At 64.4% G+C, this 15,979-nt stretch carries 18 protein-coding genes; 10 read left to right on the plus strand and 8 right to left on the minus strand.

Annotation, left to right across the window (positions count from 1 at the left end):
* Positions 1-50 precede the first annotated feature (50 nt).
* On the plus strand, positions 51-1,619 hold the full coding sequence (locus tag RJ527_02300) for a thiamine pyrophosphate-binding protein (GenBank protein WND76584.1): 1,569 nt from the start codon (positions 51-53) through the stop codon (positions 1,617-1,619).
* Between the two features lie 37 nt (positions 1,620-1,656).
* Here the strand turns inward: RJ527_02300 and RJ527_02305 are convergent, their stop codons facing one another.
* Entirely contained in the window at positions 1,657-2,568 is a 912-nt protein-coding gene (locus RJ527_02305) for a LysR family transcriptional regulator (GenBank protein WND76585.1), read from the minus strand.
* A 150-nt stretch (positions 2,569-2,718) separates the two neighbouring features.
* Between RJ527_02305 and RJ527_02310 the strand changes: the two genes are divergently transcribed.
* The 5 genes from RJ527_02310 (at position 2,719) to RJ527_02330 (ending at position 6,813) form a co-directional block, all read left to right on the plus strand.
* A complete protein-coding gene (locus RJ527_02310) occupies positions 2,719-3,315 on the plus strand; it encodes an NAD(P)H-dependent oxidoreductase (protein ID WND76586.1) in 597 nt (198 codons plus the stop codon).
* Between the two features lie 33 nt (positions 3,316-3,348).
* Positions 3,349-4,344, plus strand: a complete 996-nt coding sequence (locus RJ527_02315; GenBank protein ID WND76587.1) for a glutathione S-transferase family protein — start codon at positions 3,349-3,351, stop codon at positions 4,342-4,344.
* Complete coding sequence (locus RJ527_02320) at positions 4,341-5,177, plus strand: arylamine N-acetyltransferase (protein WND76588.1); 837 nt, start codon at positions 4,341-4,343, stop codon at positions 5,175-5,177. The genes RJ527_02315 and RJ527_02320 overlap by 4 nt, the downstream gene beginning before the upstream one ends.
* A 41-nt stretch (positions 5,178-5,218) precedes the next feature.
* The gene (locus tag RJ527_02325) at positions 5,219-5,923 is read left to right on the plus strand and encodes a pirin family protein (GenBank protein WND76589.1); all 705 of its coding nucleotides are present in this window, start codon (positions 5,219-5,221) and stop codon (positions 5,921-5,923) included.
* Between the two features lie 89 nt (positions 5,924-6,012).
* Entirely contained in the window at positions 6,013-6,813 is an 801-nt protein-coding gene (locus RJ527_02330) for an ion channel (GenBank protein ID WND76590.1), read from the plus strand.
* Between the two features lie 79 nt (positions 6,814-6,892).
* Here the strand turns inward: RJ527_02330 and RJ527_02335 are convergent, their stop codons facing one another.
* A complete protein-coding gene (locus RJ527_02335) occupies positions 6,893-7,279 on the minus strand; it encodes a RidA family protein (protein WND76591.1) in 387 nt (128 codons plus the stop codon).
* Complete coding sequence (locus RJ527_02340; GenBank protein WND76592.1) at positions 7,279-8,277, minus strand: NADPH:quinone reductase; 999 nt, start codon at positions 8,275-8,277, stop codon at positions 7,279-7,281. Before RJ527_02340 ends, RJ527_02335 begins: the two co-directional genes overlap by 1 nt.
* 309 nt (positions 8,278-8,586) lie before the next feature.
* On the opposite strand from RJ527_02340, the gene flgG reads away from it, so the two are divergent.
* Positions 8,587-9,366, plus strand: coding sequence for a flagellar basal-body rod protein FlgG (flgG, locus tag RJ527_02345; GenBank protein WND76593.1), 780 nt, complete (start codon positions 8,587-8,589; stop codon positions 9,364-9,366).
* 204 nt (positions 9,367-9,570) lie between these two features.
* Here the strand turns inward: flgG and RJ527_02350 are convergent, their stop codons facing one another.
* The 4 genes from RJ527_02350 to RJ527_02365 form a co-directional block, all read right to left on the minus strand.
* Positions 9,571-9,927, minus strand: a complete 357-nt coding sequence (locus tag RJ527_02350) for a DMT family protein (GenBank protein WND76594.1) — start codon at positions 9,925-9,927, stop codon at positions 9,571-9,573.
* Positions 9,928-10,011: 84 nt separating this feature from the next.
* Positions 10,012-10,467, minus strand: a complete 456-nt coding sequence (locus tag RJ527_02355) for a hypothetical protein (GenBank protein ID WND76595.1) — start codon at positions 10,465-10,467, stop codon at positions 10,012-10,014.
* A gap of 89 nt (positions 10,468-10,556) precedes the next feature.
* Entirely contained in the window at positions 10,557-11,456 is a 900-nt protein-coding gene (gene hemF, locus RJ527_02360; protein WND76596.1) for an oxygen-dependent coproporphyrinogen oxidase, read from the minus strand.
* Positions 11,453-11,932 carry a tRNA (cytidine(34)-2'-O)-methyltransferase gene (locus RJ527_02365; protein WND76597.1) on the minus strand — a complete coding sequence of 160 codons (480 nt, stop codon included), beginning with the start codon at positions 11,930-11,932 and terminating at the stop codon, positions 11,453-11,455. Before RJ527_02365 ends, hemF begins: the two co-directional genes overlap by 4 nt.
* Before the next feature lie 276 nt (positions 11,933-12,208).
* Here RJ527_02365 and petA point away from each other — a divergent pair, with 276 nt between their 5' ends.
* The 3 genes from petA to RJ527_02380 are packed head-to-tail and all read left to right on the plus strand — an operon-like array spanning position 12,209 to position 14,900.
* Positions 12,209-12,763: a ubiquinol-cytochrome c reductase iron-sulfur subunit gene (gene petA / locus RJ527_02370; protein ID WND76598.1), complete on the plus strand. Its 555-nt coding sequence runs from the start codon at positions 12,209-12,211 to the stop codon at positions 12,761-12,763.
* A 41-nt stretch (positions 12,764-12,804) separates the two neighbouring features.
* On the plus strand, positions 12,805-14,052 hold the full coding sequence (locus tag RJ527_02375; GenBank protein WND78003.1) for a cytochrome b/b6: 1,248 nt from the start codon (positions 12,805-12,807) through the stop codon (positions 14,050-14,052).
* 5 nt (positions 14,053-14,057) lie between these two features.
* Positions 14,058-14,900 (plus strand): cytochrome c1, encoded by an 843-nt coding sequence (locus RJ527_02380; GenBank protein WND76599.1) that lies wholly within the window; start codon positions 14,058-14,060, stop codon positions 14,898-14,900.
* Positions 14,901-14,980: 80 nt separating this feature from the next.
* Here the strand turns inward: RJ527_02380 and RJ527_02385 are convergent, their stop codons facing one another.
* Positions 14,981-15,973, minus strand: coding sequence for an NAD-dependent epimerase/dehydratase family protein (locus RJ527_02385; GenBank protein ID WND76600.1), 993 nt, complete (start codon positions 15,971-15,973; stop codon positions 14,981-14,983).
* Between the last annotated feature and the right edge of the window lie 6 nt (positions 15,974-15,979).

Consider the following 15,979-nt stretch of genomic DNA (forward strand, 5'->3'; position numbering starts at 1 on the left):
CGATCGTGCGAGGCGCAGACCTTCTCGTTAAGTCGCTGGCGGCCGCTGGCGTGACACGTATTTTCTCACTGTCCGGCAACCAGATCATGCCGGTCTACGACGCCTGTTTCGACGCAGGCATCGAGATCATCCACACCCGCCACGAAGCCGCCGCCGTGTTCATGGCCGAGGCCTATGCCCAGCTGACCGGCGGCATCGGCGTCGCCATGGTGACGGCCGGCGGGGGTGCCGCAAACGCCATGGGCGGGCTGTATACGGCCTGGGAATCGGACACGCCGGTGCTGCTGCTGACCGGCGATTCCCCGGTCGGCCAGGACGGCCGGGGGGCGTTCCAGGAAATGCGCCAGGTGCCGATGACGGCCCCCCTGACCAAGCTGTCGATCCGCCCCGTGCGGGCCGCCGATCTGGGCAGCGCCACGGCCCGCGCGATCCGCACCGCCACGTCGGGGCGGCCCGGGCCGGTCCATATGTCTCTCGCCTTCGACGTGGTCGAGGCCGACGCCACGGGCGGCGCCGTGCCCCCGGCCGGCGCCTTCGCGCGCGAGACCATGGCGCTTTCGCCCGAGGACGTCAGGCGCGTCGCCGACGCGGTCGCCGCCGCCAAGCATCCGATCATCCTGTGCGGGCCGGTTTTGAACACGGCGCGCGGTCCGGGTGTCACGACCAAGCTAGCCGACGCTCTGGACGCCCCCGTCGTCGTCATGGAAAGCCCGCGCGGCCTGAAGGACCCGTCCCTCGGCAGCATCGCCGGCGTGCTGGCCGAGGCCGACCTAATCGTCACCCTGGGCAAGCGGGTCGATTTCACCTTGGGCTTTGGGGGCACCAACATCGTCGATCCGGCCTGCAAATGGATCTGCGTCAACGCCGACGCGGACGAGCGCGACCGCGCCCACCGCAACCTGGAAGACCGCATCGTCACGGCCCTGGCCGCCGATCCCCGGGACGCGGCGCAGGCGTTGATCGCCCAAGGCGCCGGCGGCACGGCCCATCAGGCCTGGCGCGCCAAGGCCCGGGACCAGATCGCCCAGCGCAGCTTCGCGCCCGACGCTCCCGGGGCCAACGGAGGCATTTCCCCGGCCCAGGTCTGCGCCGCCGTGCAGCGCCAGATCGACAAGGCCAAGGACGCCGTGCTGATCATCGACGGCGGCGAGTTCGGGCAATGGGCCCAGGCCGCGACACGGGCCCAAAAGCGCGTCATCAACGGCATTTCCGGCGTCATCGGCGGTTGCCTGGGGTATGGCGTCGGGGCCAAGAAGGCCGTGCCGGACGCCACCGTATTCGCGCTGATGGGTGACGGCACCGTGGGCTTCCATTTCGCCGAGTTCGAGACCGCGGCCCGCGCCGGCACCCCCTATGTGGTGGTGATCGGCAACGACCACCGCTGGAACGCGGAACATCAGATTCAGTTGCGCGAATACGGATCCAACCGCCTGATCGGCTGCGAACTGTCGGATGCCCGCTATGACCTGGCCGTCGAGGGCCTGGGCGGACACGGCGAATACGTGACCGACCCGGCGGACCTGGACGCGGCGCTGGACCGCGCCGTGGCCAGCGGCAAGATCGCCTGCGTCAACGTGGAACTGGAAGGCCTGCCGGCCCCCAGCGGCCCGTCGCACTGACGGCCGCGCGGGCCCGTCCTGCCTGGACGGACCCGGGTCAGGTAACGTTCATGCAGACCCACTGCGGGTCGGCGAAACGTTTCGCCATGAAATCGACGAAGGCGCGGACCTTGGCCGACAGATGCCGGTTGTGGGGATAGACGGCGTAGATGCCGCGGTCGTCGTCCTCATACTCGGCCAGGACCTGTTCCAGCCGCCCTTCCACCAGATGGCAGCCGACGATGAAGGTCGGCGAGCGGACGACCCCCACCCCGGCCACGGCGGCGGCGCGCAGCAGGTCGCCGTTGTTGCCGCGCATGGGGCCGTCGACCCGCACGGCGAACGGGCCGTCCGGCCCCCGGTAACGCCATTCGTTCAGGTTCGACAGATAGCTGTAAAGCAGGCAGGTGTGATTGCGCAGGTCGTTCGGATGCTTGGGCCGCCCGTGCGCGTCCCAATAGGCCGGCGACGCGCAGGTGGCGATGCGGAACGGCGCCAACCGCCGGGCGATCAAGGATGAATCCGGCAGTTCGGTGATGCGGATGACCACGTCGTACCCTTCGTCGACCACGTTGACGACCCGGTCGTCGAGGGTCACGTCCAGGCTGATTTCCGGATAGGCCGACATGAAGTCCGGCAAGGCATCGGCCATGTGGATCATGCCGAAGGACATGGGCAGATTGACGCGCAGGGTGCCCCGGGGTTCCGCATGCAGGCGGGTGACGGCCAGTTCCGCCTCCTCCGCCTCGGCGACGATGCGCCGGCAACGCTCGTAGAACGCGGCCCCGACCTCGGTCAGGCTGGAGCGCCGGGTCGTGCGGTTGAGCAGCCGGGCCCCCAGGCGGTCCTCCAGTTTGGCGATCTGCTTGCTGACGGCCCCCTTGGACAGGCCCATGGCCCGCGCGGCACCCGTGAAGGTCCCGGTTTCCACCACCTTGGCGAAAACGGCCATACCCGTGAGATGATCCATGCATGTCTCATTGTTTATTTATAGAAACAATTATATTCCAATTAGGCCAATTGTCTACAAATACGCCCAAGCGTAGGGTCCCCGTCAACAGCCCGGCCCCGGAAATCCCCGATCCCCGCCGGCCCATCAGACCGTTGAAAGGACCCGACCATGAGCATCCTCCTCATCAGTTCCAGCCCCAACCTCGAAGGCTCCAATTCCCGCGCCCTGGCGGAAAATCTGGCCAATGGCCTGGTCGGTGACGCCCGCGTCGTCGTGCGCGACCTGGGCGCCAATCCGCCGCCGCACCTGGACCAGGAAACCATCGGCGCGTTCTACACGCCGGAAGCCGACCGCACGGCGGAGCAGAAGCAAAAGCTCGCCCTGTCCGACACGTTGATCGACGAAGTGTTCGCCGCCGACGCCATCGTCATCGCCGCCCCCATGCACAACTTCGGCATCGCGTCGTCGCTCAAGGCCTGGATCGATCATGTCGCCCGCATCGGCCGCACGTTCGAGCCGACGGGCCAGGGCCCCAAGGGCCTGGTGACGGACCGCCCGGTCTATGTCGTGACCACGCGGGGCGGCGTCTACGGCCCCGGCACGCCGTTCAACCACCTGGACCATCTGGAACCCTATCTACGCCGGGCCTTGAACTTCATCGGGATTGAAAACATCTCGTTCATTTATGCCGAAGGCACGGCCAAGGGCGACGACGGCATCAAGGCCGCCCAGGCGGAAATCGCGCAGGTCGCCCAGGCGGCCTGAGCCACGGCGGACGCAGAATAAGGAGTTAAGGCAATGGGGCTTCTCGTGAACGGCGAATGGCGCGACCAGTGGTACGACACCAAGGCGACCGGCGGCCGTTTCCAGCGCGAGGACGCCGCCTTCCGCAACTGGATCACCGCCGACGGCGGCCCCGGGCCGACCGGCCGGGGCGGCTTCAAGGCGGAGACCGGGCGATATCACCTCTACGTCGCGGCCGCCTGCCCCTGGGCCCACCGGACCCTGATCTTCCGCGCCCTCAAAGGCCTGGAGGACATGATCACCGTAACGGTTGTCGAGCCCCTGATGCTGGAAAACGGCTGGGAAATCGCCCCCGGCGCCGATCCTGTCCTGGGCGCGCGCTTCCTGCATCAGGTCTATACCGCCGCCAAGCCGGACTATACGGGCCGGGTCACCGTGCCCGTGCTTTGGGACAAACGGACGCAGACGATCGTCAGCAATGAATCCGCCGACATTATCCGCATGTTCAATTCGGCCTTCGACGGCGTCGGCGCCAGGCCGGGCAACTTCTATCCCTGCGACCTGCGGCATGAGATCGATCTGGTCAACGACCGCGTCTACCGGACGGTGAACAACGGCGTCTATCGGGCCGGATTCGCCACCTCGCAAGAGGCTTACGGCGAAGCCGTCACGGACCTGTTCCACAGCCTGGACTGGCTCGAAGACCTGCTTGGCGAAAGCCGCTACCTCACCGGCGACCGCATCACGGAAGCCGACTGGCGGCTGTTCACCACGCTGGTTCGTTTCGATCCGGTCTATGTCGGCCACTTCAAATGCAACATCCGCCGCATCGCCGACTACCCCAACCTGTCCGGCTTCCTGCGCGAACTTTACCAATGGCCGGGCGTCAAGGAGACCGTCGATATGGCGGCGATCAAGACCCACTACTACGGCAGTCACAAGACCATCAACCCGACGGGGATCATCCCCGTCGGCCCGGAAATGATCCTGACCGCACCCCATCGGCGTGGACATCTGCCCCAACGCATGGACATGGGACACGCGTCATGACGTCCACCAATCCGTTCGACCTCGACGCCTATCTGAAACGGATCGGCTTTGCCGGCACGGTCGCGCCGACTCTGGAGACGCTGGCAGAGATTCAGGCCCGCCATCCCGCGACGATCACCTTCGAGAATCTCGATTCCCTGACCGGCCGCGTCCCCAGTCTTGCCCTCGCGGATGTGCAGCGAAAGTTGGTGACCACGGGACGCGGCGGCTATTGCTTTGAGCAGAACCTGTTGTTGCGCCATGCGCTCGACGCCATCGGGTTCCGCGTTTCAGGCCTGGGCGCCCGGGTTCTGTGGAATACGCCCACAGGCCCGACCCCGCCCCGCAGCCACATGATGTTGCGGATCGACCTGGATGGCGATGTCTACATTGCCGACGTGGGGTTCGGCGGTATGACCATGACCGCGCCGATGCGCCTGAATGCCACGACAACACAGGAAACGCCCCATGGACCCTATCGTCTGGTGCCAACCGAAGACCGCCACCGCCTGGAAGCCCGGATCGGCGACCTGTGGCATCCGCTTTATGTCTTTGATCAGGTCGACCAGGCCAATACCGACTATGAGGTCGGCAACTGGTATGTCGCGACGCACCCGGCCTCCCCGTTCGTCACGACGCTGATCTGCGCCCGGACGGATACGGGAAGACGCTATGCATTACGCGACACGGAACTAAGCATTCATCACACGGCCGGGCCGTCCGAACATCACCGCCTGGACACGCCCGACGCCCTTCGCGACACGCTTGAAGCCACCTTCAATCTCAACCTGGCGGGCTTGGACGATCTGGATGCTCGGCTGGCCGCCGTTTGTGCCAAAGCCTCCGCCCCGTGATCCGTCGTCGCAACCGCCGCCCGCCTGAAAGGACCGTTCCCATGATCACCACGACCCCCCTGGAAAACCTGGGCCGCTTCGCCAACGACTGGCTGAACGCGCGCTATCACTTCTCCTTCGCCAACTACTACGACCCCCAGCGCACGGGCCTGGGCCCGCTTCTGGTGTGGAACGACGACACGGTGCAGCCGGGCCGGGGCTTCGACCCGCACGGCCACCGCGACATGGAAATCATCACCTATGTGCGGAAGGGGGCCATCACCCATCAGGACAACCTGGGCAACATCGGCCGCACGGAAGCGGGCGACGTTCAGGTGATGTCGGCGGGCACGGGCATCCGGCACGCGGAACACAACCGCGAGGACGAGCCGACGACCCTGTTCCAGATCTGGATCGAGCCCAGGGAAACCGGCATCCCGCCACGCTGGGACGCGCGTAAGTTCCCCAAGGAAAGCCGGGGCGGCAGGTTGGAGGTTCTGGCCTCGGGCCGCGCGGCGGACAAGGACACGGACGCCTTGGCGATCCATCAGGACGCCGCCGTCCTGGGCGGCACGCTCAAGGCCGGTGAGGAAACCACCCTGACCCTGGCCCCTGGGCGCAGCGCCTATATCGTGCCCGCCGTGGGTGACATCACCATCAACGGCGTCAAGGCCCCCGAACGCTCGGGCACGGCGGTCACGGACGTGGACAGCATCACCATCCGCGCCGATACCGACGCCGAAGTCGTCGTCGTCGACGTGCCCTGACCGCCTCCGACCGCTGTTTGCCGGTGCCGCCCGCCGGTGGTATGAAAGCCGTAGCCTAGGTACCTGCCGAGGTGGAAGGTGAAAATACCATGGCAAGCGCCGGCAAACATGCGGACCTGGACAGCCTGAAAAAGCATGTCGAATTAATTTACACCGGCCGCAGCAAGGCCGCCCTGCGTTTCCGCCTGGGCCTGCTGACATTCGACCTTGTGATCATCGCAACCTATATTGCCGCGGGCTTCTTCACCCTGCCGCGGGAGATTTATTGGCTCGACATTTTCTTGGCGACGATTGTCTGCCTCGACCTTTTGGCCCGCGGATGGATCGCCGACAACCGCCTACGGTTCCTGGCGGGTCCGTTCCAATGGGCTGATCTGGCGGTAATCCTGAGCTTGGTCGCCCCCGTGTTCTTCGGAAATTTCGCATTCCTGCGGGTTCTGAGGGCTCTACGCGTGCTGCGCTCCTACAGGGTGCTGCAGGAACTGCGCAACGACAGCAGTTTCTTCCGCCGCAACGAAGAGGTCATCCAACGCGGCCTGAATTTGGCGGTCTTCGTTTTCATTGTTTCGGCTTTCGTCCATGCCGTGCAGGCGGGCCATAACCCTGATATCAAAACCTACACGGACGCCATTTACTTCACGGTCACAGCGCTGACGACAACCGGGTTCGGCGATATCGTTTTGGTCGGTGAAGACGGACGCTGGCTATCGATCGCCATTCTGATCTTCGGCGTCGGGTTGTTCCTCCGCCTATTGCAGTCAGTTTTCCGGCCGCCCAAAATCCGCGAGAAATGCGAAGGCTGCGGCCTATTGATGCACGAGCCGGATGCCCTGCATTGCAAGCATTGCGGCCGCGAGATCGCAATCGAAACCGAAGGCTCCTCGGGTTAAACAAAGCGGCCGGGCCGGCACCTCGCCGCAACCACGATTGCTCGTTCTCACGGGTCTAACGCCATGACACCTTGGGAGACTAGGCCGCCGCGACCGCCTCGACCTCGGCCAGCCAGTTGGGCGACGACAGCCCGGCGACGATCAGCAGGCTCGACGCGCAGAGATGCCCGGCCATGAACTGGTCACGCACCTTGCGCATGACGGCCACATCCTCGGCCCGGGTCAGGAAGATGGTGATCTTGACCAGGTTCGTGCGGTCCATCCCCGCCTCTTTCAGGATCTCGCCCAGCTTGAAGAATATCGCCTCCAACTGGCCCTCGATTCCGGCGACGGGCTTGCCGTCACCGTCCGCCCCGACCTGGCCGGAGATATGCAGCCAGCGCGTGGCGTCCTGAACCTCGGTCGCCAGGGCATAGGCCGAAAACGGCTTGTGCACGGTCGCCGGCTGATGGTTGATCATCTTCATCACTGGTGCTCCAGATTCTTCGCCACGACGACCTGGGCGACCCCGTGAACGTCGCCCGCCTCCACCGCTTCATGGGCCTTGACCATGTCCTCGAACTGGAAGCGTTCGCCGATGCGATGCACCAGGGTATCCGGCGACATCAACGGGCTGACCGTCTGCAGAACCTCATCCTGGGTCAGGCGGTCGAGCTGATAGATCGTGAACATGCGGATGTTGACGTTACCGCCCATCCACTTGTTGAAGGGGATCACCGGCTCCGGCACGGCGTCCGACGCATAGGTCGCGACCGTGCCGTTGGGCTTCAGGATATCCGGTAGCAGGTCCGTGTTGGACCCGAAGGCGACCTCGACGATGCGGTCGACGGGGCCGCCGGCGGCGTCCAGAATGCGTTCCTTCAGGCCCGGCTCCTTGTAGTTAAGGGCGTGGGCGGCGCCCAGTTCCCGGGCCTCGGCGCAGTGTTCGTCGGACCCGCAGGTCGCGATCACCTTGGCCCCGCCCCACACGCCCAGTTGCACCGCATAGGCGCCGACGCGCCCCGTGCCGCCGGTCACCAGCACGGTCTTGCGCGAAATATCGCCGTCGCTGAACAGCGCGTGGTAGGCCGTCACCACCGGCACCCCGGCGCAGGCACCCTGGCTTAACGATACGTCGCCCGCGAGCGACACCGCCTGGCGCGTCGGCAGGACAACATATTCCGCCGCCGTGCCCTGGGGGCGGCCATGCTGGGCGCCGAAAATCCAGACCTTCTGGCCGATGCGGGCGTTGTTGACCCCTTCGCCGACACGATCGATGACGCCCGAGCCGTCGTTGTTGGGAATGATCGGCGAAAACTGGGCCAGTTCGCGGCCCGAGGCGCGGCGCTTCACGTCCGTCGGGTTGATGGCCGAATAAGCGATGCGGACGCGGACCTCGCCGGGGCCCGGTTCCGGGTCGGGAAGGTCGCCGAATTGCAGGACGTCCGCCGCCGGACCGGCGCGGTCATACCAATAGGCGCGCATGGGTATCTCCTCCTTGGAAATTCTGGTTGGTCGTCCGGGCCTCAGCGGCGCCGGAAAGGATTGACCGGAAGGTGACGCGCCCGGCGCGCGATGACAAGCCCGATCGGCGGCCTTCCGGCCCCGCAACGCCCTCCGACCCGGCAAGAATTTCCCCTTTGCGGGCGGTTTCTGCCGTCCCCAGTCCGGAAAAATTCACTTAACTATTTGAAGATAAACAATTCTTGTTGTGGCACGGGGATTGAAACACCCCCAGCAGCACCTGGATCGGGGTCAACCCCGGCGAAGGCGAACGTACAAGGAACGGGAAAAATGAATCCACTTTATATCGCAGCCACCGGAATGGTGGCGCAGCAGGAGCGCGTGGACGTGATCGCCAACAACTTGGCGAACATGAACACCACCGGCTATCAGCGCCGCCGGGCGTCGTTCAACGACCTTCTTTATGAAGACAACAAGCGGCCCAATTCCAAGCATTCGCGCGCCAGCGGCATCGTGCCGGGCGGCGTCAAGGCCGGTCTGGGCGTGCATACGGCGTCCTTCTACCGGGTCGTCGAACAGGGCAACCTGGCGCAGACGGGTAACCCCTTCGACGTGGCCATCCAGGGGTCCGGCTACATGCCGGTCACCCTGGCCAACGGCGAGACCGCCTATACCCGCGCCGGCGCCTTTCAGTTGAACCAGACCGGACAGATCGTCACCCATGACGGCCTCACGGTCGGCGCCGGCATCGCCATCCCGCCGGGCGCCATCGAGGTCACGATCAACAACTCCGGCGAAGTGTTTGCCTCCTTCGAAGGCCAGCCGCAGCCACAGAACCTGGGTCAGATCAACCTGGTCCGCTTCCCCAACGAAGGCGGCCTGCATGCCATCGGCGACAGCATGTTCCAGGAGACCACGGCGTCGGGCGCCCCCCTGGTGGGCACGCCCGGCACGGCCGGGTTCGGCTCCATCCTGCAGGGCTTCCTGGAATCGTCGAACGTCAACCCGGTGGAGGAAATCGCCAACATGGTCAAGGCCATGCGGGCTTATGAGCTGAGCTCCAAGGTCATCCAGACCGCCGACCAGATGATGTCGACCAAGACCGGCTAACCCCGGCCCGGGCGTTAACCAACGGTAAACCATCCCCCGGCATACTCGCCGGACTATCACCGCGGCACAGAGATCGCGGGACCAGAACAAGGCCGTTCGGGCGGCCCTAAAAAACCGATATACGAAACGCTTCGTTTCGAACGATCCAAACGGCGGCGGCGGTTCCAGAATGTGAACCGCCGCCGTTATCGGTTGTGGGGCGGCCTATCCCGCCTGAAACACCAGGAACGCGCCGAACGCGATGCAGGCGAAGCCCGCCGCATGCATCCAGGAAAAGCTTTCCCCCAGGTACAGCACGGAAAACACCGCGAACACGGTCAGGCTGATGACCTCCTGGATGGTCTTCAGTTCCGCCGCCGTGTAAAGCCCGCCGTGGCCGTAGCGGTTGGCCGGCACGGCGAAGCAGTATTCGACGAAGGCGATGCCCCAGCTGATGAGGATCACCAGCCACAGGGCTTCCTGCTTGAACTTGAGATGCCCGTACCAGGCGACGGTCATGAAGATGTTGGACACGCAGAGCAACAGGATCGGCGTCAGGGCGGCGAGGGAAAAGGTCGGCATGGCACAACTCCAGAAAACCGCAGCGTTACCGACCTATTTGATCGAATTTTCTAGGCGGCTCAATTTCGCGCTAGCCGGGCAAGGTTATTTAGAGAGATTGAGATCAGATGGATTGCGTTGTTTCGACTGGCATGTCCAATTTATTACCCCTCCTCCCCCTTGGTTCGCGACAATTTTAAATCCATTTGCGGTCATTTTTATCGGCAGGGAGCCTGTTGATTTGACTTGTGCATCTCCTGCTTTTTCCCAATCAACAAGACCGAGAGCGCAACCTATACCCCCGCAAAAATACACAGTCATAGCGGAGGTTTTTCCGTCCTGCTCAGATATCCAGAATTCACAAGTCTTCTGCACAAAGGTTGAATGTAATTGTACCCAACACCCCTTCTGCTCTTCCACTGGCCCTTCATTTGAACAGGGAAATAGGTTCTCCCGACTTGTTTCGTCGATCGGAGGAGAAAATGGGGGGTACCCCATCGTGTAGGCAATCGTCAGCCAAGCAATGGCTATAACCGAAATTGCTGCAAAGACCCTCTTCATGCTCACCCCCCTGAACTGGCGCTCATACACTAATATAAATTATATCTAATATTAATGAAATTGCGAGTTGTGATGTGCCGCATTCGAATTCAAGGCCAGGCGACGTCCGGCGGCAGGGACATCAGGATCGCCTCGGTATTGCCGCCCGTCTGCAGGCCGAAGATGGTGCCCCGGTCGTACAGCAGGTTGAATTCCACGTAGCGCCCGCGCTTCACGCGCTGGGCGTCGCGCTCGTCCGTGGTCCAGGTCTTGTTCATGTGGCGGCGCACGATCTCGGGATAGACGGTGGCGAAGGCGCGGCCGACGTCCTGGGTGAAGGCGAAATCGGCGTCCCAATCGCCCGTGTTGTGCTGGTCGTAGAAAATGCCGCCGACGCCCCGCGCCTCGTTCCGGTGCGGCAGGAAGAAGTAGCGGTCGCACCACTCCTTGAACTTGGGATAGTAGGCCGGATCGTGGGCGTCGCAGGCCGCCTTGAACGCGCCATGGAACCGGTCCGTATCCGCACCGTCGGGGAACACGGGCGTCAGGTCGCCGCCGCCGCCGAACCAGCCCTGGGTGGTGACGATCATGCGCGTGTTCATATGCGCCGCCGGCACCAGCGGCGAATTGGGGTGGATGACGGTCGAAATGCCGGACGCCCAGAACCGGGGGTCTTCGGCCGCCCCTGGGATGCGCTTGCGGAATTCCTCAGAAAACTCGCCCATGACGGTGGAGACGTTGACCCCGGCCTTTTCGAACACCCGCCCGCCCCGCATCACGGCCATGACGCCGCCGCCGCCCATTTTGCCGGCGATGTCGCCGGGACGTTCCCAGGATTTGCGCGCGAACCGGCCGGGCTGCCGCGCACTGGTGCCGTTGGGGCCGGTGACCGCGTCCTCGATGTCTTCCAGCGCCTTGCAGAAATCGTCGCGCAGGCGCTCGAACCAGGCCTTGGCGCGGGATTTATGGGCGTCCGAGTAATCGGCGGCGGGAGTCGTTGCGTCGTTCATGGGGTGTCTGTATCTCCGGGGTAGGCGCCGAGCTGGCCCAGCGCCGTCGCCAGAACCATGGCCGCACTGGCCGCCAGGTTCAAGGACCGTGTGCCGGGAGCGAGCGGAATCCGCACCCGCGCATCGGCCGCGGCATGGACATCTTCCGGCACCCCGGCGCTTTCGCGCCCGAACAACAGCATGTCGCCGGCCTGAAAGCGGAAATCCGGCAGGCGCGTGGCGGCCGCGGTGGTCAGCAGCACCAGGCGGCGGCCGGCCATCGCCTCCCGGAACGCGGTCCAGGAGGCGTGGCGGTGCATTTCCAGATGACCCAGATAGTCCATGCCCGACCGCCGCATGCGGGCATCCGACAGCACGAAGCCGCAGGGTTCGATGATATGCAGGGCCGCTCCCAAGCAGGCCGCCGTGCGCATCACGGCGCCCGTGTTCTGCGGAATGTCGGGTTCATAAAGGGCGATTTCGACCGATGCGGGCATGACCGCCCCATGAAGGCCCCGAAAGGCCCGGTTTGCAAGCTATTCTCACCACTTAGCGCTTGCCTGAAAGCCCCTCAGGCCATAAGGTCTCGCCGGTTCGTGCGGGCGTCCTGTGTCCGCACGTTTCATGACGGTTGGGTAATATACAGCCCGCCGTTGCCTCTTTTCCGCCGGTCCCTTAGATTTGGCGGTGAGTTCGGGGGCCGTCCGGGTTTGACACCCATCAAGCCGGGGCGGCGAACACAAGATCAAAACACCTTTTAAGGGGAAGTGCTTATGAGCGACACGGCGAGCACCCCGCCAACCGCCGAAATCGACGCGCAGACGCGCCGCGATTTCCTACTGGTTTCCACGGCTACTGTCGGCGCGGTGGGTACCGCGTTGACCCTGTGGCCGTTTGTTAACAGCCTCAACCCGGCGGCCGACACCCTGGCCCTGGCGACCACGGAAGTGAACCTGGAGCCCATCAAGGACGGCCAGAGCATCACGGTCGTCTGGCAGGGCAAGCCGGTGTTCATCCGCAACCGCACCGCGGCCGAGATCGAACAGGCGAAAAAAGACGACACCGCGGCCCTGCCGGACCCGGCCAAGGACGCCGACCGCGTCCAAAAGGACGACTGGCTGATCATGGTCGGCGTGTGCACCCACCTGGGCTGCATTCCGCTGGGTCAGAAGGAAGGCGAGCCGAAGGGTGACTTCGGCGGCTGGTTCTGCCCCTGCCACGGATCGCACTACGACACCTCGGGCCGGATCCGCAAGGGCCCGGCGCCGCAAAACCTGCTTGTCCCGAACTATACGTTCGCGTCGGACACCCAGGTCGTGATCGGGTAACGGGGGACGTCATGAGCGAACAACAATCGACAAGCAAATTCATGCAGAACGGCGTCGTGAAGTGGATCGAGCATCGCATGCCGATCTTCAGCTTCATCGACCATTCCGTGGGCTCCGGCTATCCGGCGCCGAAGAACCTCAGCTACTGGTGGAACTTCGGCTCCCTGGCCGGTCTGGCGCTGATCATCATGATCGTGTCGGGCATCGTGCTGGCCATGCATTACACGCCGCACACCACGCTGGCCTTCACGTCGGTCGAGCGCGTCATGCGCGACGTCAACGGCGGCTGGCTGATCCGCTATCTACACATGAACGGCGCCAGCTTCTTCTTCATCGCCGTCTACATCCACATCTTCCGCGGCCTCTACTTCGGGTCCTACAAGAACCCCCGCGAACTGCTGTGGATCATCGGCGTGCTGATCCTGCTCGCCATGATGGCGACGGCGTTCATGGGCTACGTTCTGCCCTGGGGCCAGATGTCCTATTGGGGTGCCACGGTCATCACCAACCTGTTCTCGGCCATTCCGGTGGTCGGCGACAGCATCGTGACCCTGCTGTGGGGCGGCTTCGTGGTCGACAACCCGACCCTCAACCGCTTCTTCTCGCTGCACTACCTGCTGCCCTTCGTGATCCTGGGCCTGGTCATCGTGCACATCTGGGCGCTGCATACCTTCGGGTCCAACAACCCGACCGGCGTCGACGTGAAGGGCCCGCAGGACACCATTCCCTTCCATCCCTACTTCACCATCAAAGACCTGTTCGGGATGGGCGTGTTCCTGCTGATCTTCTGCTTCTTCGTGTTCTTCGCGCCCAACTACTTCGGCGAAGCGGACAACTACATCCCGGCCAACGCGCTGGCGACCCCGCCGCACATCGTGCCCGAATGGTACTTCCTGCCGTCCTACGCGATCCTCCGCGCCTTCACCAACGACTTCATCCTCTATTGGCCGGTGTCCTGGCTGATGACGGCGAAGTTGGCGGGCGTCATCGCCATGTTCGGCTCGATCATCCTGCTGGCCTTCGTGCCCTGGCTGGATACCTCCAAGGTGCGTTCGGCCCGGTTCCGGCCGATCTACAAGTGGTTCTTCTGGATCTTCGTGCTCGACTGGGTCGTGCTCGGCATGGTCGGCGCCCATCCGCCGGAAGGCATCTGGGTGCTGCTCGGTCAGATCTCGACGATCTACTACTTCGCGCACCTTCTGGTGATCCTGCCCATCCTCGGCGTCATCGAACGGCCCAAGGCCCTGCCGGAAAGCATTTCCGCCTCGGTCACTCAGCCCGCGGAGTAAGGAAAATGATGAAACCAACCATCAAGACCGCCTTCGCGGCCGTTCTCACCGCCGGTGCCGTCGTGGCGCTGTCCCTGACCTCCGCTCCGGCCCAGGCGGCCGGCGCCGGCCCCAAGCCGGCGGTTCAGGACTGGACCTTCAAGGGCCTGTTCGGAACCTACGACCGGGCGTCGGCCCAGCGCGGCTACAAGGTGTACAAGGAAGTCTGCTCGGCCTGCCATTCCATGAACCTGATCAAGTTCCGCAATTTGCAGGACATCGGGTTCTCGGAAGCGCAGACCAAGGCCCTTGCCGCCGAGTACGAAATCCAGGACGGCCCCAACGACGACGGGGAAATGTTCACCCGCAAGCGCACGCCGTCCGATCCGCTGCCCTCGCCGTTCCCCAACGACAAGGCCGCCGCCGCCGCCAACAACGGCAAGGCGCCGCCGGACCTGTCGCTGATCACCAAGGCGCGCGCCCAGGGCGGCGATAGCGTGATCAAGGTGTCCATGAAACACCCGGGCGGCTTCACCATCGGCGCCGACTACGTCTATGCGCTGCTCACCGGCTACGGCGAGCCCCCCGCGGGCGTCGAAGTGCCGGATGGCGGAAGCTACAACAAGTACTTCCCGGGCGGCGTCATCGCCATGGCCAACCCGCTGGCCGCCGACGCCGTCGAATTCTCCGACGGCACCAAGGCCACGGTGGCCCAGATGGCTCACGACGTGACCACCTTCCTGGCCTGGGCGGCGGAACCGGAGCTCGAGGCGCGCAAACGCCTCGGCATCAAGGTCATGCTGTTCCTGCTGGTGCTCACGGGCATGCTGTTCGCCCTCAAGCGCAAGATCTGGTCGGACGTCCACTAAGCCCGACCGGCTCTGATCTAAATAAAAAAGGCCCCGGAGAAATCCGGGGCCTTTTTCGTTGTCCGAAATGCTGGGGATGGTCAGGCGGCGAGGAAATCCTCGATGAACCCCCGGATCACACTGTCCAGGTCGGCGTCCTCGGGACAGCCGAGCGCCTTGGCCTTGGCCGCGTCCATCTTGAGCGGCCAGGAGCCGCAGATGGCTTCGACGGCTGGATCACGCTCACGGGTGATGGGGCCGAGCTTGAGGCGTTCTTCCGCCGCCACGCGCTCCAGGGCCTCGATCATTTCCGCCACCGCATAGGCCTTGTTGGGCAGGCAAACGGTGCGGTCGGGGCCGATGGCGGCGCCGTCGGCCTCGTGCACGGCGAGGAACCCCTCGACCGCCGCGCGGTAGCCCAGCAGCATCATGTAGAAGCCGTCGTGCACGGGCAGCACGTGCTCCTTGCCCTGCAAAGGTTCCCGGAAGATGCCGGACGCCCAGCCGCTTGCCGCCGCGTTGGGCACGCCCGGGCGGATCACGATGGTCGGCAGGCGCACGGTGCGCCCGTCGATGAAGCCCTTGCGGGTATAGTCGTTGATCGCCAGTTCGCCGAACGCCTTGGTCATGCCGTAGGTGGTTTCCGGCGTGTGTCGGGTCCAGTCATCGACCTCTTTCGGCAGGTCCGGGCCGCCGAACACGGCGAGGGAGGACGAGAACACCAGACGGGGCGCCGAGCCGCGCGCGCGGGCGGCGTCCAGGATATTGAGCCCGCCCATGAGGTTGACCCGCATGGCCATGTCGAAATCCTTCTCGCCGCCCGCCGAGACGACGGAGGCGAGGTGGAACACGGAGACGTCGTCACGGTCGACCAGGGCCGAAACCGTGGCCTTGTCGGAAATGTCGCCGGCCGCCGTGGTGACCCTTTTGTCCGCCCAGGCGAAGGGCGTGACCGGCACCAGGTGGTCGAACAACTGGATCTCGTCGACCTCGGCCAATTTGCCGTCGGGGCCGCGTATCTCTCCCCGCTTGAGAATCGATTTTGCGATCATCTGGCCGAGAAAGCCGCAGCCGCCGGTGATGACAACCTTCATGCGGAG

The organism is Thalassospiraceae bacterium LMO-SO8 (genome assembly GCA_031655335.1).
Lineage (GTDB): Bacteria > Pseudomonadota > Alphaproteobacteria > Rhodospirillales > Casp-alpha2 > UBA1479.